This is a genomic window from Streptomyces sp. NPDC002788 (genome assembly GCF_053592115.1).
This window is the reverse complement of sequence record NZ_JBSFVB010000016.1, coordinates 17,604-35,832: the sequence shown is the minus strand read 5'-3', so window position 1 is coordinate 35,832 and position 18,229 is coordinate 17,604. Positions and strand designations below refer to the sequence as shown.

The 18,229-nt window shown below is 71.6% G+C and carries 13 protein-coding genes; 2 read left to right on the top strand and 11 right to left on the bottom strand.

Annotation, left to right across the window (positions count from 1 at the left end; translation table 11 throughout):
- Positions 1 to 51: 51 nt before the first annotated feature.
- The 11 genes from ACWD1U_RS27360 to rsmI all read right to left on the bottom strand — a co-directional run bounded on the left by ACWD1U_RS27360 (position 52) and on the right by rsmI (position 14,562).
- The gene (locus ACWD1U_RS27360; protein WP_451111418.1) at positions 52 to 768 is read right to left on the bottom strand and encodes a helix-turn-helix transcriptional regulator; all 717 of its coding nucleotides are present in this window, start codon (positions 766 to 768) and stop codon (positions 52 to 54) included.
- Positions 769 to 1,004: 236 nt separating this feature from the next.
- Entirely contained in the window at positions 1,005 to 2,870 is a 1,866-nt protein-coding gene (locus ACWD1U_RS27355; RefSeq protein ID WP_451111416.1) for an outer membrane protein assembly factor BamB family protein, read from the bottom strand.
- A 67-nt stretch (positions 2,871 to 2,937) separates the two neighbouring features.
- The gene (locus tag ACWD1U_RS27350) at positions 2,938 to 4,734 is read right to left on the bottom strand and encodes an outer membrane protein assembly factor BamB family protein (protein ID WP_451111414.1); all 1,797 of its coding nucleotides are present in this window, start codon (positions 4,732 to 4,734) and stop codon (positions 2,938 to 2,940) included.
- A gap of 192 nt (positions 4,735 to 4,926) precedes the next feature.
- The gene (locus ACWD1U_RS27345) at positions 4,927 to 6,738 is read right to left on the bottom strand and encodes an ABC-F family ATP-binding cassette domain-containing protein (RefSeq protein ID WP_451111412.1); all 1,812 of its coding nucleotides are present in this window, start codon (positions 6,736 to 6,738) and stop codon (positions 4,927 to 4,929) included.
- A 153-nt stretch (positions 6,739 to 6,891) separates the two neighbouring features.
- The gene (locus tag ACWD1U_RS27340; RefSeq protein WP_451111410.1) at positions 6,892 to 8,010 is read right to left on the bottom strand and encodes a peptidoglycan recognition protein family protein; all 1,119 of its coding nucleotides are present in this window, start codon (positions 8,008 to 8,010) and stop codon (positions 6,892 to 6,894) included.
- A gap of 523 nt (positions 8,011 to 8,533) precedes the next feature.
- Positions 8,534 to 9,433 (bottom strand): 4-(cytidine 5'-diphospho)-2-C-methyl-D-erythritol kinase, encoded by a 900-nt coding sequence (locus tag ACWD1U_RS27335; RefSeq protein ID WP_451111408.1) that lies wholly within the window; start codon positions 9,431 to 9,433, stop codon positions 8,534 to 8,536.
- Positions 9,430 to 10,317 carry a 16S rRNA (adenine(1518)-N(6)/adenine(1519)-N(6))-dimethyltransferase RsmA gene (rsmA, locus tag ACWD1U_RS27330; RefSeq protein WP_451111407.1) on the bottom strand — a complete coding sequence of 296 codons (888 nt, stop codon included), beginning with the start codon at positions 10,315 to 10,317 and terminating at the stop codon, positions 9,430 to 9,432. Before rsmA ends, ACWD1U_RS27335 begins: the two co-directional genes overlap by 4 nt.
- A gap of 152 nt (positions 10,318 to 10,469) precedes the next feature.
- Positions 10,470 to 11,912 (bottom strand): ubiquitin-like domain-containing protein, encoded by a 1,443-nt coding sequence (locus ACWD1U_RS27325; protein ID WP_451111406.1) that lies wholly within the window; start codon positions 11,910 to 11,912, stop codon positions 10,470 to 10,472.
- A 135-nt stretch (positions 11,913 to 12,047) separates the two neighbouring features.
- Positions 12,048 to 12,929: a TatD family hydrolase gene (locus ACWD1U_RS27320; protein ID WP_451111404.1), complete on the bottom strand. Its 882-nt coding sequence runs from the start codon at positions 12,927 to 12,929 to the stop codon at positions 12,048 to 12,050.
- An 82-nt stretch (positions 12,930 to 13,011) separates the two neighbouring features.
- Complete coding sequence (locus tag ACWD1U_RS27315; RefSeq protein ID WP_451111402.1) at positions 13,012 to 13,437, bottom strand: hypothetical protein; 426 nt, start codon at positions 13,435 to 13,437, stop codon at positions 13,012 to 13,014.
- A gap of 279 nt (positions 13,438 to 13,716) precedes the next feature.
- Positions 13,717 to 14,562 (bottom strand): 16S rRNA (cytidine(1402)-2'-O)-methyltransferase, encoded by an 846-nt coding sequence (gene rsmI, locus ACWD1U_RS27310; protein ID WP_451111401.1) that lies wholly within the window; start codon positions 14,560 to 14,562, stop codon positions 13,717 to 13,719.
- A 111-nt stretch (positions 14,563 to 14,673) separates the two neighbouring features.
- On the opposite strand from rsmI, the gene ACWD1U_RS27305 reads away from it, so the two are divergent.
- Positions 14,674 to 16,422: a dolichyl-phosphate-mannose--protein mannosyltransferase gene (locus tag ACWD1U_RS27305; protein ID WP_451111399.1), complete on the top strand. Its 1,749-nt coding sequence runs from the start codon at positions 14,674 to 14,676 to the stop codon at positions 16,420 to 16,422.
- Between the two features lie 128 nt (positions 16,423 to 16,550).
- Positions 16,551 to 18,185, top strand: a complete 1,635-nt coding sequence (locus tag ACWD1U_RS27300; RefSeq protein ID WP_451111398.1) for a penicillin-binding transpeptidase domain-containing protein — start codon at positions 16,551 to 16,553, stop codon at positions 18,183 to 18,185.
- Positions 18,186 to 18,229 lie beyond the last annotated feature (44 nt).

Genomic DNA, 18,229 nt, shown 5'->3' with positions numbered 1-18,229 from the left:
GATCGACGCGAGAAAACCCGCCCCACGCCTCACCGTTCGGCGTGCGGCTGGTCAGGCCCCCGACCCCGTCTCCGGGTCCGGGTCCGGCGTCACGATCCGCGGTAGTGCCCCCGCCCGGTCCAGCAACCCCGTCCGAGCCGCCAGTGCCGCCGCCTCCAGGCGGGAGCCGACGCCCAGTTTCATCAGGACCCGCTGGACGTGCGTGCGGGCCGTGGAGGGCGCGATGCCCATGCCCGCCGCGATCAGGCGGGTGTCCTCGCCGTCCGCGACGCGGACCAGGACCTCCACCTCCCGCGGCGTGAGCATCGACAGCAACCGCTGCCCCTCGTCGTCCGGTTGCGCCGCCGGGTTCAGCAACTCGCTGAACGCACCTTGCAGCAGCTGCGGCGCCACCGCCGCCTCCCCCGCCCTGGCCTTCATGATCGCCCGCTCGACACCCTCTATGCGCTCGTCATGCCGGACGTACCCCGACGCCCCCGCCGCGAACGCCGCCGCGATACCCCGCGGATCGGGCACCGGCCCGAGCACCAGCACCGCCACCTGCGGCCGCTCCCGCTTGATCCGCACCACGGGGTCGAAGATCCCCGGCTCGGCCGGCGTCGCCGTCCCCAGCAGGCACACCTCCGGCGCCCGCGTGATCACCAGCTCCGCCGCCCCCGCCGCCGGCGCCGCCGCGGCCAGCACCCGGTGCCCCCGCAGCTTCAACGCCGAGGCCAGCGCCTCCGCCAGCAGTCGGTGGTCGTCGACCACCATGAGCCGCACTCCCATCGAGCAACCCCCCAGTCACCCAGTCCCCCCACGGAAGCCCCCCGGCTCCCCCGCCTTCATGCCCCCGGAAGCTACACGCTTGTTCGACGTTGCGCTCCCCTACCCGCGAGAATCGCCCCGGATCGCCGACATTCCTCTCGTTCGAGGTTGACTGACCCGAACGCGAACGGCCCCGCCCCTGAACAGGGACGGGGCCGCACCGGCCACCAGTCGATCAAGAACCGGTCGGCAACCGATCAGCTCGTGCCGAAGCCGACCGCCAAGTACTCCTTGTCACCCGTGCCGACGCTGGACCTCTTGCTCGCGAACACCCTGGACATGAACAGGTGCCCGTCGGCGAACAGGTACTCGGAGTAGACCGGTGACATCCTGGTCTCCACGTTCCGCACCTGGCGCGTAGCGGGGTTCTCCAGCAGCTTGGTCTGCTTGAAGCTGCCTCCGTCGATGCTCACGATCTGGCCGCCCTTGTCGTACGGCGGCCGCTTGTAGGCGATCAGGTTGCCGCCGTCCATGCGCAGCGGCGAGAGCGTGTAGCCGTCGCCGGCGTCGGCCCGCTGCCCGGTCTGCCTGCCGGTGGCGAGGTCGAAGGCGACGACCTCGTTGGTCTTGCTGTACTTGCCGCTGCCGTCGTGCTCCTCGGTCGGCAGGTAGATCCGGTCGTTGCCGACGGCCAGACCGTTGCAGTACTCGATGCGGGTGATGCCCTCGCAGCGGGCCGCGAACTGCTCGCCCGGCGCTGAGATGCGCGTGCGCAGCTTGCCGGTTCTGTTGTCGATGGAGAACAAGTCGGAGATGCCGCTGCCGTCGCCCGCGGAGTCGCCGACGTCGGCGGCCACCACGAGCGGGTCGGTCGACACGACGCTCGCGTACTCGATGCCCTCGGTCAGCTTGTACTCGGAGATCACCTTCCCGGACTTCGGGTCGATGGTCTGGATGTGCAGCTGCCGCTGCTCGTACGAGCCGCACTTGCGCACCGCGACCAGCTTCTCGCCGCCGCCGTACCCGGCGTCGTAGCAGGAGTCGGAGGGCTTGGGGCTCCACAGGAGCTTGCCGGAGACGTCGAACGCGGCGCCCCCGCTGGTGCTGCCGACGGCGACGGTCTTCCCGCTGATCGTGACGTTGTCGAAGGTGATCGGATCCCCATCGGCCTTGACCGTCCTGGTCCACAGCTCCTTGCCCGCGTCGAGGTCGATCAGGGCGATCTGGCTGCACCCGTGCGAGGGCTCGGCCTTGGTCGGCATCGCGGGCTGGTAGAGGATCGCCGTCTTGTTGTCGTCGGTGACATGGCGGCCGGCCTGGCAGACCGGGCCGTCCAACGGGATCGTCCACAGCTCGCCGCCCTTGTCGCGGTCGTAGCCGACGATCTTGGCGACGCCACTCTTGACGTACGCCTTGTCGGTGAGCCACGAGCCGGAGACGACGACCGTGCTGTCCACCTCGGGCGCCGGGACCTGGAAGAGGACCTTGGCGCTGGGGTCGGCCGGGGCCTTCTCCTTGCCGCCGGGGCCGGCGCCGCCGTTGCCGTCGTCCGTGCCGCCGGTGCCGCCGCTGGAGCCGGCGGTGTCGTTCGTCTTGCCGTCGTCCTTGCCGGAGGAGGCGTACCAGACGCCACCGCCGATGATCAGGGCGATCGCCACGACCGCGGCGACGATGATGACCATCCGCGCGGTGAACTTGCCGCCGCCGCCCGGCATCTGGGCCTGCGGCTGGAGCGGCATGGTCGGCTGCGGATAGCCGTAGCCGGGCTGCTGCCCGTATCCGGGCTGCCCGTATCCCGGCTGCCCGTAAGGCACCGTGGGCGGTGGCCCGTACGGCCCCGGCTGCTGACCGGGGTGGCCGTAACCGGGCGGGGCCTGCGGAGGCTGGGGCGCCTGCGGGGCCCCCTGCGGATAGCCGTACATCGGCTGGGGCGGGGCCGGCGGAGCGGCCGGCGGGGGCGTCTGCGGAGCCTGCGGGTCGCCGTACCCGGGCTCCGGTGCCTTGCCGAGGTTCGGCCCGTCGGCGGGCGGCGGGCCCTGCGGAGGCTGAGGCTGGTCCTGCGGCGGCCCGAAGCCGCCCCCCTGCGGGGGCTGCTGGGGCGGCTGGGGCGGCGGCTGGGTCATGACGTGAGCACCTCGGGGAAGGGGACGGACGACGAAAGCAGAGCGGGCGACCACGAAGGGGGAAGTGTCACTTGCCGTAGGCGAGCATCAACTTCTCCTTCGTGTCGTCGTTTCCGCTCAGCCGGGTCGCCGAGATGTAGAAGCGCCCGTCGACCCAGTCGACGTCCTTGGAGAAGAAGCCGTCCTCGATGTCCGCGGCGCCCTGCGGGTTCTGCAGCAGCTTGGCCGGCTTGTGGCTGCTGCCGCCGGTCGGGATGGCGACGATCTGGCCGCCCGCGTCGTACGACGGCTGCACGTAGGCGATGAGCTTGCCGCCCTCGACCTTCATCGGCAGCATCGACTCGTCGGCCGGGGACTTCACCCGCCACTTCTCCTTGCCGTTCGCCAGGTTGACCGCGACGATCTCGTTGGCGCCGGTGGTCGCCTCGGTCGGCAGGTAGAGCGTGTCGCCGTCGACGACGACGCCCTGGCAGCCCTGGAGGTCGCGCTCGAGGATGGCCCAACCGCACTGGGGAGCGAAGTCCTCGTCGAAGCCGACCTGCGAGCGGAACTTGCCACCGGAGGTGAAGGTGGAGATGTTCCAGGCCTTCTTGTCCTTGTTGGTGCTGTAGACGACCAGCGGGCTCACCGAGTAGGTGCGCGCGACCCGCCAGCCCTTGTCGAACTTCTGGGTCCAGCGGACCTTGCCGGTCTTCGGGTCGAGCTCCTGCACCTCGTCGTGTTCCTTGTCGGTGCCCGCGCCGCAGGAGGAGACGGCGATGAGCTTCTCGCCGCCGGCGAACGCGGCCGGGAAGCAGGAGTCGCCGTAGCGCTTCTTGTCGAAGAGCTTGTCGCCGTTGGTGACGTCGTACGCCGTGCCGGACTGGGAGCGGCCCACCATCAGCGTCTTGCCGGTGACGGACAGTTCGACGGAGAGCATGGAGTCGAACAGGGCGCCCTCGGCGGCCTTCTTGGTCCAGCCCTTCGCCCCGGTGTCGAGGTCGATCTCCTGGAGCTGGTTGCACTTGGCGCGGTCGCTGCTGCCGCTCATGTACGCCACGACGATCTTGTCGTCGGCGGTCTGCTGCGGGGTGGTCGCGCAGATCTTCTGCGGGAAGGTGATCGGGTCCCAGGCCGGCTTGCCGTCACCGACGTTGAAGGCGGAGAGCTGCTTGTACGCGGCCTTCACGGCGGTCTTGCCGGTGATCCACATGCCGGGGGCCTCGGCGCCGGAACCGGGCGCGTCGGGTGCCTCCTTGTACCAGAGGACCTTGGCCTCGCCGGCCTGGCGGCCCTCGTTGAGGTTCTCCGGGTCCTCACCGCCGTCGCCGTCGCCGGGGTCGACCGGGGCGGAGGAGCCGGCCTTGGCGTCGTCGGTCTGCCCGGCGACCGGCTTCTTCTTGCCCTTGCCGTCGTCGCCGCTGGTGACGGCCCACACGGTGCCGCCGACGACGAGCAGCGCGGCGACGGCCGCGCCGATGATGACGGCCGGCTTGCCCTTGAAGGGGTTGCGCGAGCCGCCCCCGGGCGCACCGGGGTACTGCGGCTGCGGCGGGTAGCCGTAACCGGGCTGACCGTACGGACCGGGCTGCTGCGGCTGGGCGTAGGGGCCTGAGGCGTACGGCCCCGGCTGCCCGTACGGCCCCGGCTGCCCGTACGGCCCGGGCTGCTGCGGGGGCTGTCGCGGGTAGCCGTAGCCGGGCTGCGGCGGGCCCTGCGGAGGCGGCGGTGCCTGGGGCGGCCCCTGGGGCGGCGGCGGGGTCGGTGCCCCGAAGCCACCACCCTGCGGTGGCTGGTCCTGCGGTGCTCCGAAGCCACCGTGCGGTGGCTGGTCCTGCGGTGCTCCGAAGCCACCGTGCGGTGGCTGACTGGGCGGCTGGGCCATCAGCAACTTCCCCCGTTCGATCACTGATTTTTAGCCACGCCCTGAGGTACGCGATGGGCTCAGAGTCGCTTCATGAAGTTCTAAGACGGCTCTTTCTATCACCCGGTGCCGACAGCACACCCGGTCGTGTATCCCCTGTTCCCAACGGAGGACCGGCCCGTGATGCCGCCGTTACGCGTCTTCACGCACCCTTCACGCGTCCTCGGCGAGTTCCAGCCAGCGCATCTCCAGCTCCTCGCGCTGACCGGCCAACTCACGCAGCCCTGCGTCCAGTTCGGCCACCTTCGCGAAGTCCGTGGCGTTCTCGGCGATCCGGGCGTGCAGCTTGCTCTCCTTCTCGGAGACCTTGTCGAGCTGCCGCTCGATCTTCTGCAGCTCCTTCTTGGCGGCACGCTGGTCGGCGGCGCTCTTCTCCGGGACCGCGGACTGCTGGGGCGCGGCGGCGGGGACCGAGGCGGCCGCGGCCTCCTCCATGCGCTGCCGCCGCTCCAGGTACTCGTCGATGCCGCGCGGCAGCATCCGCAGGGCGCCGTCGCCGAGCAGGGCGAACACGCGGTCGGTGGTGCGCTCGATGAAGAACCGGTCGTGGGAGATGACGATCATCGAGCCGGGCCAGCCGTCGAGGACGTCCTCCAGCTGCGTCAGCGTCTCGATGTCGAGGTCGTTGGTGGGCTCGTCGAGGAAGAGGACGTTGGGCTCGTCCATGAGCAGGCGCAGCAGCTGGAGCCTGCGGCGCTCACCGCCGGACAGGTCCCCGACCGGCGTCCACTGCTTCTCCTTGGTGAAGCCGAACGTCTCGCACAGCTGCCCCGCGGTCATCTCGCGTCCCTTGCCGAGGTCGACGCGCTCGCGCACCTGCTGCACGGCCTCCAGCACGCGCGTGGCCGGGTCGAGTTCGGCGACCTCCTGGGAGAGGTAGGCGAGCTTGACGGTCTTGCCGACGCGGATGCGCCCGCCCACGGGCTGGGCCTCGCCGTCGGTCCGGGCCGCCTCGGCCATCGCCCGCAGCAGGGACGTCTTCCCGGCGCCGTTGACGCCGACGAGACCGATCCGGTCCCCCGGCCCGAGCTGCCAGGTGACGTGCTTGAGGAGGACCTTGGGACCGGCCTGGACGGTGATGTCCTCCAGGTCGAACACGGTCTTGCCGAGCCGCGTGGACGCGAACCGCATCAGTTCGCTGCTGTCCCGGGGCGGCGGTACGTCCTTGATGAGCTCGTTGGCGGCCTCGACGCGGAAGCGCGGCTTGGACGTACGGGCGGGTGCGCCGCGCCGCAGCCAGGCCAGCTCCTTGCGGACGAGGTTCTGCCGCTTGACCTCCTCGGTCGCGGCGATGCGCTCGCGCTCGGCCCGGGCGAAGACGTAGTCGGAGTAGCCGCCCTCGTACTCGTAGACATCTCCGCGCTGGACGTCCCACATGCGCGTGCAGACCTGGTCCAGGAACCAGCGGTCGTGGGTGACGCACACCAGCGCCGACCGGCGGTTCTGGAGATGCCGGGCGAGCCAGGCGATGCCCTCGACGTCGAGGTGGTTGGTGGGCTCGTCGAGGACGAGCAGGTCCTGCTCCTCGATGAGCAGCTTGGCGAGCGCGATGCGCCGCCGCTCACCGCCGGACAGCGGACCGATGACGGTGTCGAGCCCCTTGGGGAACCCCGGCAGGTCGAGCCCGCCGAACAGGCCGGTCAGGACGTCCCTGACCTTGGCGACGCCCGCCCACTCGTGGTCGGCCATGTCACCGATGACCTCGTGGCGGACGGTGGCCTCGGGGTCGAGGGAGTCGTGCTGCGTGAGCACGCCGATGCGCAGACCGCCGGAGTGCGTGACGCGCCCGGTGTCGGCGTCCTCCAGCCTGGCGAGCATGCGGATCAGCGTGGTCTTGCCGTCGCCGTTGCGGCCGACGACACCGATGCGTTCCCCTTCGGAGACGCCGAGGGAGACGCCGTCGAGCAGGGCGCGGGTGCCGTACACCTTGCTGACGTTCTCGACATTGACCAGGTTGACGGCCATTTCTCTCCTGCCCAGGGGGACGGTCAGCCTCCCAGCGTAGTCGGGCACACCGGCAGCTCGTCGCCCCCGTCTCCCCGGCCCCTTGCCCGGACGCAGGAAAACCCCGGACGTGCGCCCCGGGACGGCATCCCCGGGGCGCATTTCCGTTCGGCGTCAGCGGCGGGCGGCCGCCGCGCGGACCTCGGCAAGGAGGTCGTACATGACCTGGCCGGGGCACTTGGTGTCGAAGTAGTCGCGGTGACCGCCAACCGTGTGCGTGTCCTTCTTCGTGCCGGTGACGGGGTTGGTGTAGGTCACCCTCGCCTGCGGGTCCAGGCCCTTGAACCGGGAGATCACCTTGATCAGCCGGATCAGGGACGCCTTGGCCGCGTCCGTGGGAGCCTGCTGGTCGAGGCTGCCGATCAGGGCGATGCCGAGGGCACCGGAGTTGTAGCCAACGGAGTGGAAGCCGGTGACGAGGTCGCCGTCCGGGTTGAAGGCGGGGATGCCGTCGTCGCCGGAGTAACGGCCCTCGTAGACCGTGCCCGCCTCGTCGATGAGGAAGTGGTAGCCGATGTCGCCCCAGTCGTTGGTGATCGCGTGGTACTCGTAGATCGCGCGCACCGTCGCGGCCGGGTCGGGATCGTTGTTCGGCGTCTCGGTGTGGTGGACCGTGATGATCTGGAGCGGGTAGTACGTCTCGGGCGAGTTGACCTTGCCGTCCTTGTACCGCTTGGACTCGTCGGCACCCCAGGCCGGGCGCGACAGGTAGCCGACGCCACGCACGCGTGTGGGCTCGCTCGGCACCTTGAAGGTGCGGTGGGGGCCGTCGGTGGTGTCGATCGCCAGCGAGTGGAGGCCGTCGATGTCGCTCGGGGCCTTCACGGCGTACGCGGTGGCGTTGGCGGCGGCGACCAGGGCCGTGCCGCCGCCCTCGACGGTCGCGCAGCCGCTCGCGAGGGTCTGCCAGTCGCCGTCCGCGAGCCGGATGGCGGCGCCCTCGTTCGCGCCGGACCAGCGCACCCCGACGTAGGAGGCGGCGAAGGCGGTGGTGGCCTCGCCGGTGCCGGCGGCAGCCTTGGTCCGGGTGGCGGGGAACTTCTCCGGCGTCGTACCGGAATCACCGGAGCCGGACGTGGAGTTGCCGGTCTCACCGGAGTCGGTGGACGCGAACACCATCGGCGTGATCGCGGCTCCGGCGGCCACCGCGCCGCCGGCGGCAATCATGCCGCGGCGGGACAGGGAGCGCTTTCTACGGTGGGACGGCTGGGCGGGAGTGGGGGATTCGGACACGGAAGTGTCCCCTTCCAGAAGTGCACTTGAGGGGGGAGGCGCCGCCGCATGCCGAGGGCAGCCTGGGGCGGCCTGGCTGACGCCGGCGCTTGAAAGGTCAAGCAACATTAACCACCCCACCGGCCCCAGGCGTACTCCGATCGCAGTACTTTCGTGTGAAGGTCGGGCAAAGAAGCCCTACTTGTGAGTACTGCCTCACGCTCCGGCGTCATCCGCCCGCCGCTGCGGGATCAGCGCCGCAGCCGGAGCAAGCCCCGCCCGTGGACCGCCTGTTCGCCCACCGGCATGTCGTCGCGCAGCAGGTTCTCGGGGACGAGGACCGCCGCCGTGACACCCCGTTCGGCGACGCCCGCGGCTCGACCTTCCCAGACTGGATCCTGCGGTTGGCGTCGGCGAAGGAGGCGGGCAGCAGCCAGTTCCGCCGGGATGCGCCGTCCGCTTCAATTGCCCTGACGGGGCACCGTCCCGGCGTCCGGCACCTACAGCGCGTGGTCCATGTGCCTCATGGCAGGCCAGGTGGGACTCACCGGCCGACCACCGTGGCCCCGGGCACCGATCCGGACGCCGTACGCACCGCCCGGCACGTGCCCGACGACCGTAGAGTTTCGGCCACCTTCACCGCCGACGCGGGGTCACGGGCGAGGAACGCCGTCGTCGGGCCCGAGCCGGAGACGAGTGCCGCGAGCGCGCCCGCGGCGCGGCCGGCGGCGAGGGTGCCGGCGAGTTCCGGGAAGAGGGAGAGGGCGGCGGGCTGGAGGTCGTTGGAGACGGCGGCGGCGAGCGCGTCCGGGTCGCCCTTGGCCAGGGCGGCGAGGAGTTCCTGGGAGGCGACGGGCTCGGGGATGTCCGTGCCCTCGCCGAGCCGGTCGAACTCCCGGAAGACGGCCGGGGTGGACAGGCCGCGGCCGGCCATCGCGAACACCCAGTGGAAGGTGCCGCCGACCTCCAGGGGCGTCAGCTGCTCGCCCCGCCCGATGCCCAGCGCCGCCCCGCCGACCAGGCTGAACGGCACGTCGCTGCCCAACTCGGCACAGATGTCGAGCAGTTCCTCCCGGGAGGCGCCGGTCTCCCACAGCGCGTCGCAGGCGACCAGCGCGCCGGCGCCGTCCGCGCTGCCGCCCGCCATGCCGCCGGCGACGGGGATGTCCTTGGCGATGTGGATGTGGACGTCGGGCGTCCGGCCGTACCGCTCGGCGAGCGCTTCGGCCGCCCGCGCGGCCAGGTTCGTACGGTCCAGGGGGACCTGGTCGGCGTCCGGGCCCTCGCAGGTGAGGCGGAGCTCGTCGGCCGGGGTGACGGTGACCTCGTCGTAGAGGCCGACCGCGAGGAAGACGTTCGCCAAGGGGTGGAAGCCGTCGGGGCGGGCGGGGCCGACCGCCAGCTGGACGTTGACCTTGGCGGGGACCCGGACCGTCACGCTCACGCGGACTCCTTCTCCTGGTGCTGGTTCTGCTTGTGCTCAGCGATCCGCGCGAACTCCTCCACGGTCAGCGACTCGCCCCGCGCCTGCGGTGAGACCCCGGCGGCGACGAGGGCCTCCTCGGCCGCGGCGGCGGACCCGGCCCAGCCGGCGAGCGCGGCCCTCAGCGTCTTGCGGCGCTGGGCGAAGGCGGCGTCGACGACGGCGAACACCTCGCGCCTCGAGGCCGTCGTCTTCAGCGGCTCGGCCCGGCGGACGAGGGAGACCAGGCCGCTGTCGACGTTGGGCGCCGGCCAGAAGACGTTCCGTCCGATGGCGCCGGCCCGCTTGACCTCGGCATACCAGTTGGCCTTGACCGACGGGACGCCATACACCTTCGAGCCGGGCGGGGCGGCGAGGCGGTCGGCGACCTCCGACTGGACCATGACCAGGGTGCGTTCGATGCTCGGGAATGCTTCGAGCATGTGCAGCAGGACCGGGACGGCCACGTTGTACGGGAGGTTGGCGACCAGCGCGGTCGGGGCGGGGCCGGGCAGCTCCGTGACGTGCATCGCGTCGGAGTGGACGAGGGCGAACCGGTCGGCGCGGTCGGGCATGCGGGCCGTGATGGTCGCGGGCAGCGCGGCGGCGAGCACGTCGTCGATCTCGACGGCCGTGACGTGGTCGGCGACCTCCAGCAGGGCGAGCGTCAGTGACCCGAGGCCCGGGCCCACCTCGACGACCACGTCGTCGGGGTGGACCTGTGCGGTGCGGACGATACGGCGGACGGTGTTCGCGTCGATCACGAAGTTCTGGCCGCGTTGTTTGGTGGGGCGTACGCCGAGGGCTGTCGCGAGTTCGCGGACGTCGGCGGGGCCCAGGAGGGCGTCGGGGGTGGGGCTGGTCACGGGGACAAGGGTACGGGGGGTTTTGCTTGGCCGGGTTTCCCGGTGCTCGGCGTGCGGGCTGGGGCGGGGTGGGTCCGCAGCCCGGCGGAGGGGATACCGCTCCTTCGGGACGGGCGCCGCCCCAAGCGGCACGACTGCCCGCAGCTGAGGCGTCATCCGTGCAACCGGCCCCCGCAGTGCGGCCACGGGCTTGCGCCCCTCCGTACGTACAGCTTCTTCGCGCGGTACGTCTGCTCCGCCGCCGGGGCGTCCTGGGGGCGACCCTTGCCGCCGAGGGCCTGCCAGGTCTGGGTGTCGAACTGGTACAAGCCGCCGTAGGTGCCTGACGAGTCGACCGCGTCGGGGCGGCCGCCGGACTCGCAGGCCGCGAGGCCCTGCCAGTCGAGGTGGTCGGCGCCCTGCACGGACATCGGTCGGGGCTTCGTGCCGACCTTCACCAGCTGTGGGCTCGGTTCGCGCACCACCTCGGATCTGATCCGGCGCGGCTTCTGCTTGACGCCGTTGACGGTGCGCAGGGAGTAGGTGACCCGGCGCAGGCCGGGCCGGCCCGCCTCTTCGACGACCTCCGTGCCACGGAACAGGGTCGGGTCGTCGGTCCGCCGCACCTGGAACGGGATCGGCTCCTCGCGGACCTCCTTGCCGCCGGTGATCCGCAGCACCGTGACGGTCTGCCCGTCGCGCGGGAAGCTCCCCTGCGGGACCGACGTGGTGTCCTGGCCGCGCAGGGTGATCCCGGCCTCCTCGACGGCCTCCCGCACGGTCGCCGCGTTGGTGCGGACCGTGCGGGCGCGGCCGTCCGCCATGATCGTGACCGTGCGTTCGGTCCGCACGTCCAGCGCGAGACCTTCCCGCCCGATACGCCGGGAGCGCGACGTGGACACGTACGCGCCCTCTTGGCGCACCCCCAACTGCCGGAGCGCTCCCTCCACGGTGTGTGCCGTCGTCCACACCTCGCTCCGCTGTCCGTCGAGGGTGAGCCGCACGGGGCGGCCGTAGTGCACGGCGACCTCGTCACCGCTGGTGATCTCCGTGCCGGGCACGGGTGCCACCACGTCGTGGGCGCCGACCTCGACGCCCTCCTCCGCCAGCAGCTCGGTGACGTCGTCGGCGAAGGTGTGCAGCGTGCGCGCCTTGCCGTCGACGTTCAGCTCGATCGCCTTGTCCTTGGCGACGAACGCCGTGGTGCCGCCCGCCAGGAAGGCGACGACCAGGGCCTGCGGGAGCAGCCGTCGCATGGAGCCGTCGCCCGGTCGCTCGACGTACCGCACCTTGCGCCGACGCGCGGATCGCCGGTGCGAGCCGGCGCGCGACGCGGCGCGGGCTTCGGCGCGCGCCTCCGCACGCGTTGGGCGCGCGCCGGTCACGGGTGGTGCGGCAGCGTCGTCCGGGGCCCCCTGCCGGGGCAGCCCGGGCAGGGTCGACACCTCGTAGGCGGGCCGATAGGTGTCCTCGTAGGCGACGGGCGCCCCGGGCGTCGTGTACCCGAGCGTCCCGGCGCTGTGCAGATCGGCGGGCGGCGCGTCGAAACCGCCGTACACCGGGTCCGCGTAGGCCGGGCCATACGACTCGTACGTCTCGTACTGCGAGTTGCTCACGCCGACACGCTCCAGGGGCCGGAGGGTCCAGAGGGGTCCGGATCGGGCCCCCAGAACCTAGCGGAGCGTCTGTCACTCTCCAAAGCGACGCGACTACGCACAGTCGTGCGGCGGAGTGCGTGGGGAGCAGCCGGGTCAGTAACCGAAGGCGCGCGCCGTGTTCGCCGCGAGAGCCGTCGCCAGCGTGTCCTCGTCGATGCCGCGCACCTCGGCCATGGCACGCACCGTGATCGGCACGAGGTAGGGGGCGTTGGGCCGGCCGCGGTACGGCACCGGCGTGAGGAAGGGCGCGTCCGTCTCCACGAGCAGCAGCTCCGGCGGGGCCACCGCCACCGCGTCCCGCAGGTTCTGGGCGTTCTTGAAGGTGACGTTGCCGGCGAAGGACATGAAGTAGCCCGCGCTCGCGCAGATCTCCGCCATCTCGGCGTCGCCGGAGTAGCAGTGGAAGACGGTCCGCTCGGGGGCGCCCTCCTCCTTCAGGACGCGCAGGACGTCGGCGTGGGCGTCGCGGTCGTGGATGACCAGGGCCTTGCCGTGCCGCTTGGCGATCTCGATGTGGGCGCGGAAGGACCGCTCCTGCGCCTCCTTGCCCTCGGGCCCGGAGCGGAAGTAGTCCAGGCCCGTCTCACCGACGCCCTTGACCTGCGGCAAGGCGGCCAGCCGGTCGATCTCGGCGAGCGCGTCGTCCAGGGCCGCCTGTCCGCCCGGTTCGCGGGCGCCCTGCCGCGACCAGCCGTCGGGGTCGCCGTGGACGATCCGGGGCGCCTCGTTCGGGTGCAGGGCGACCGTGGCGTGGACGGCGTCGTGCGCCGCCGCCGTCTCCGCCGCCCAGCGGGAGCCCTTGAGGTCGCAGCCGACCTGCACGACCGTCGTCACTCCGACCGACGCCGCCTTCGCCAGCGCCTCCTCGACCGTGCCGGACTGCATGTCGAGGTGGGTGTGGGAGTCGGCGACCGGCACCCGGAGGGGTTCCGGCAGCGGGGGCGCGGCGTGCTTGTCGGAGTCGTTCGAAGGCATGCCCCGATCCTACGAAAGGGCGACGCCCTCCCCGACGAGGGAGGAGGAGCGGGGAGGGCGTCGACAAGGAGAGCCGGACGGGTCAGCTCGCCTTGCGCTGGAAGGGGTGCAGCAGGTCGGACAGATGCCAGTGGTGGTCGCGCTGCTCCTGCTCGGCTGTTCCCCCGGCCCCGGCGTCCGCCGTCGGCGCCTCCACGGGCCCGGCGGGGGGCGGCACGCGGCGGGGCCGGTGCGCCGCTTCGCGCGCCGACGCGACCCGCCCGGGCCGCATGATCCGCACGACGTGACCATCGCAGTTCTGACACGTGGGCCTGCTCAACGGAGAGGGCACGACCTTGTCGTCCACGACGTAGAGGACGAACTCGTGCCCCGCGGCGTCCGTGTGGTGCTCGATCTCGTACGACTGCTCCCAGCCGTGCCCGCAGCGCATGCAGGCGAAGGAGTACGACTCGTTGACGACGGCACTCGCACCGGCGCGGAGCCCGGTCTGCCCTGCGATCTCACTCATGCCAGCTCCTGTTCCGCTGTGGCGTGGGGACGGTTCCGCCCCCGCAACCCAGTGGACTCCTCAGCCGGAGCGAGGGCAGCAGACCTGTCGACTGTTGGCCCCGATTTGGGCCTCCCTTGTCCCAGACCCCCGGCGCCTTTGCCCACTCATGGGGCGCACGCTCAAACGAAAAGCGCCCTGCTCAGAGGCTGTTCAGCGCCGCCTTGTGGAACGCGCCCCGAAGGGGCGCGGGCTGTACTCCCATGCGGCTCCGCCGCGTGGACAAGCCGCGAACAGCCGTCAGCCGGCGTTCTTCGCAGCGACCACCGCATCGAAGACCACCCGCTTCGGCACCCCGGCCTCGACCGCCACCGCGGCAATGGCCTCCTTGCGCCGCTCCCCCGCTTCCTCCCGGACCCGGACCCGCCGCACCAGCTCCTCCGGCCCGACCTCCTCCGGCCCCTGCTCCGGCGCGCCCTCCACCACCACGGTGATCTCCCCGCGCACACCCTCCGCGGCCCACGCGGCAAGCTCCTCCAGCCCGCCCCGCCGGACCTCCTCGTACGTCTTGGTCAGCTCCCGGCACACCGCGGCCCGCCGCTGGGGGCCGAACACCTCGGCCATCGCCGCCAGCGTGTCGTCCAGCCGGTGAGGAGCCTCGAAGTACACGAGGGTCCGCCGTTCCCCGGCCACCTCCCGCAGCCGCCCCAGCCGCTCCCCCGCCTTCCGCGGCAGGAAGCCCTCGAAGCAGAACCGGTCGACGGGCAGCCCGGACAGCGCGAGCGCGGTGAGCACCGCGGACGGCCCGGGCACGGCGGTGACCCGCACGTCCCGCTCGACGGCGGCCGCGACCAGCCGGTACCCGGGGTCGGACACGGACGGCATCCCCGCATCCGTGACGAGCAGCACCCGCGCCCCACCCACCAGTTCCTCGACCAGCTCCGGCGTCCGCGCGGACTCGTTGCCCTCGAAGTACGACACCACCCGCCCCTTGGGCGTCACGCCGAGCGCCTGGGTCAGCCGGCGCAGCCGCCGCGTGTCCTCGGCGGCGACGACATCGGCTCCGGCCAGTTCCTCGGCGAGCCGGGGCGGGGCGTCCGCGATGTCGCCGATGGGGGTGCCTGCGAGTACGAGGGTTCCGGTCACGCCCCCATCCTCCCAGGGGCCGGGTAGGCACACTCCTCCCAGGGGCGGAGGATGCGGACGCATACCGGCCATGCACGGGACTCACACAGAACGGTTCCCTACGATGGCGCGGTGACCAGTACCGCGTCCTCCACGGACACCCGGCAGGGCCAGGCGCCGCACGAGCAGCGGCCGCCCTGGCAGCAGCGGCTGCGCCGCTTCGGCTACCAGGGGCAGCCCAGAAGCGACGCCCGTGACGTCCGTGACCGCCTGGTGCCGCCGTACGCCGAGCCCGGCCCGCGCCTGTGGGCGGCGCTCGGTATCCCGCACACGCTCGCGGGGCGGCTGGTGCGCTGGTCGGGCTGGATCGGCCCGCTGCTCGTCACACTGCTGGCGGGCGTGCTGCGGTTCTGGAACCTGGGCAGTCCCAGGGCGGTGATATTCGACGAGACGTACTACGCCAAGGACGCGTGGGCGCTCGTCCACCGCGGCTTCGAGCTCAACTGGGACAAGAACGCCAACGACCTGGTCCTCTCGTCCGGCGGGCACGTCACGCTGCCGACGGACGCGGCGTACGTCGTGCACCCGCCGATCGGCAAGTACGTCATCGGCCTCGGCGAGCTGATGTTCGGCTTCGACCCCTTCGGCTGGCGGTTCATGACGGCCCTGCTCGGCACGCTGTCGGTGCTGCTGCTGTGCCGGATCGGCCGCCGCCTGTTCCGCTCCACGTTCCTGGGCTGCCTCGCGGGCACGCTGATGGCGCTGGACGGCCTGCACTTCGTGATGAGCCGCACGGCGCTGCTCGACGGCGTGCTGATGTTCTTCGTGCTGGCCGCGTTCGGCTGTCTGCTGGTCGACCGGGACAAGGCCCGCACGAGGCTGGCCGCCGCGCTGCCGGTGGACGCCGACGGCCGGGTCCGTCCCGACCGGCACACGGCCGAGACGACCCGTCTCGGCTGGCGTCCCTGGCGCTGGGCGGCGGGTCTGATGCTGGGCCTGGCCATCGGCACCAAGTGGAACGGCCTCTACATCCTGGCCGCGTTCTGCCTGATGGCGGTGTTGTGGGATGTCGGCTCGCGCCGCGTCGCCGGCGCCCGGCACCCGTACTCGACGGTCCTCAGGCGCGACACGGGCCTCGCGTTCCTCGCCACGGTCCCCGTCGCCCTCGTCACCTACCTCGCGTCCTGGACCGGCTGGATCCTCTCCGCCACGAACGGCTCCGGCGGCTACCTCCGCAACTGGGCGGCGACCGACGGCAAGGGCGGCAACTGGACCTTCCTGCCCGACTGGCTGCGCAGTCTGTGGCACTACGAACACCAGGTGTACGAGTTCCACGTCGGCCTGTCCTCGCCGCACACGTACCAGTCCAACCCGTGGAGCTGGCTCGTCCTCGGCCGCCCGGTGTCGTACTTCTACGAGTCCCCGAAGCCCGGCAAGGAGGGCTGCCCGGCCGACGCGGGTGAGAAGTGCGCCCGCGAGGTCCTGGCCCTCGGCACGCCGCTGCTGTGGTGGGTCGCCTGCTTCGCGGTCCTCTACGTCCTGTGGCGCTGGTTCTTCCGCCGCGACTGGCGCGCGGGCGCCATCGCCTGCGGCATCGCGGCCGGCTACCTGCCCTGGTTCATGTACCAGGAACGGACGATCTTCTTCTTCTATGCCGTCGTCTTCCTGCCGTTCCTCTGCCTGGCGGTGGCCATGCTCCTGGGCGCGATCATCGGCCCACCCCGCTCCACCGACACCCGCCGCGTCGCCGGCGCCACGGCCGCGGGCGTCCTGGTCCTGCTGATCGCCTGGAACTTCATCTACTTCTGGCCCCTCTACACGGGCACCGCCATCCCGATCAGCGACTGGCGGTCACGGATGTGGCTGGACACCTGGGTCTGATCTATGTTCGGTCAAAAATCGAAACGCCCGTCCCTTGAGCAACCGCTTGTGCATAGAGTGCTGCCGGATCGAGCTTTCTGAACGCGTTCAGTGGAGCGCGTGAGGCTCAACGGGGAGGGGACCGCCCTATGGGCAAGGGGGTCAGGGCCGCTGTCATAGGCGGGGTGTTCGCGGCGATGGTGGGTGGGGCCGGATACGGCGCCTTCAACATCATGAGCGCGCTGAACGGTGACGGGGGCGGCACGAGCGGGGTGGCCTCGGAGAAGAAGTCGGGGCCGCCCGGCAAGGACGAGGTCGAGGAGACCACGGCCAGGTTCTTCGCGGCCTGGCAGTCCGGCGCGGCCGCTAAGGCGGCGTCGTACACGAACAACGACGCGGCCGCCGAGCAGCTGCTGACCGCCTTCAGCGACGACGCGCACATCACCGACGTGAAGATCACGCCCGGCGCCCCGAAGGGCACCACGGTGCCGTACCGCGTGAAGGCCGAGGTGGCCTACGAGGGGAAGTCCGAGCCGCTGAGCTACCGGAGCGAACTGACCGTCGTGCGGGGGCTGACCACCGGCCGGGCGCTGGTCGACTGGCAGCCGTCCGTCGTGCATCCCGAGCTGAAGAAGGACGACACCCTCGTCACCGAGCAGTCGGCCACACCGCCGATCGACGCCGTGGGCCGCGACGGCTCCGAGCTGACGAAGGAGAAGTACCCCTCCCTCGGACCGATCCTGGACGCCCTGCGCGACAAGTACGGCAAGGAGGCCGGCGGCACCCCCGGCGTCGAACTGGTCATCCGGCACACCGCGGGGAACGCTCCCGACACCCCGCTGCTCACCCTCGCCGAGGGCAGACCCGGCAAGCTCACCACCACGATCAGCCCAAGCGCCCAGGCGGCGGCCGAGAAAGCGGTCAAGCGGTTCGCCCAGTCTTCGGTGGTCGCCGTCAAGCCCAGCACCGGTGAGGTCCTGGCCGTGGCCAACAACCGCACGGACGGCTTCAACGCCGCCTTCCAGGGCGAGGCCGCCCCCGGCTCCACCATGAAGATCATCACTGCGGCGATGCTCATCGACAACGGCGTGACGTCGATGAACGGCCCGGCGCCCTGCCCCGACACCGCCGTGTGGCAGAGCCAGACGTTCAAGAACCTGACGGGCATGAGGGCCGACGAGAACGCCACGCTCGCCAACAGTTTCATGCGGTCCTGCAACACCGCGTTCATCAAGCTCATCGACGAGAAGCCGCTGACGGACGCCTCGCTGACCCAGGAGGCCGAGCGGCACTTCGGGCTCGGGCGGGACGACTGGCAGACCGGCATCGCCTCCTTCGACGGCAGCGTCCCCACGGTCAGCGGCCCGGACCGGGCGGCCGGCGCCATCGGGCAGGGGCAGGTCCAGATGAGCCCGCTGAACATGGCCTCGGTCACGGCCACCGCGATCACCGGCAGCTTCCGCCAGCCCTACCTCGTCTCACCGGAGCTGGACGGCCGCCGGCCGGCGCGGGCCGAAGGCCTGAGAGCGAGCACGGCCGCCCAGCTGAAGCAAATGATGCGGCTCACCGCCACCCGGGGCACCGCCGTGGAGGCCATGCGCGGGCTCGGCGGCGACATCGGCGCCAAGACCGGTTCCGCGGAGGTCGCCGGGAACGCCAAGTCCAACAGCTGGTTCACCGGTTTCCGGAACGACATAGCGGCAGCGGCCATGACCGAGCAGGGCGGCCACGGCGCAGACGCGGCCGGGCCGATTGTCGCAGCCGTGCTACGAACAGGTGGCTGATCTCACCCGCGCCGAACGGGACTCTAGGGTGGTGCCCGTCGTTG

Excerpts from the sequence above, each read along its gene's own strand:
- ACWD1U_RS27360 (WP_451111418.1), bottom strand. The coding sequence starts at position 768 with ATGGGAGTGCGGCTCATGGTGGTCGACGACCACCGACTGCTGGCGGAG.
- ACWD1U_RS27355 (WP_451111416.1), bottom strand. The coding sequence starts at position 2,870 with ATGACCCAGCCGCCGCCCCAGCCGCCCCAGCAGCCCCCGCAGGGGGGC.
- ACWD1U_RS27350 (WP_451111414.1), bottom strand. The coding sequence starts at position 4,734 with ATGGCCCAGCCGCCCAGTCAGCCACCGCACGGTGGCTTCGGAGCACCG.
- ACWD1U_RS27345 (WP_451111412.1), bottom strand. The coding sequence starts at position 6,738 with ATGGCCGTCAACCTGGTCAATGTCGAGAACGTCAGCAAGGTGTACGGC.
- ACWD1U_RS27320 (WP_451111404.1), bottom strand. The coding sequence starts at position 12,929 with ATGCCTTCGAACGACTCCGACAAGCACGCCGCGCCCCCGCTGCCGGAA.
- ACWD1U_RS27315 (WP_451111402.1), bottom strand. The coding sequence starts at position 13,437 with ATGAGTGAGATCGCAGGGCAGACCGGGCTCCGCGCCGGTGCGAGTGCC.
- ACWD1U_RS27300 (WP_451111398.1), top strand. The coding sequence starts at position 16,551 with ATGGGCAAGGGGGTCAGGGCCGCTGTCATAGGCGGGGTGTTCGCGGCG.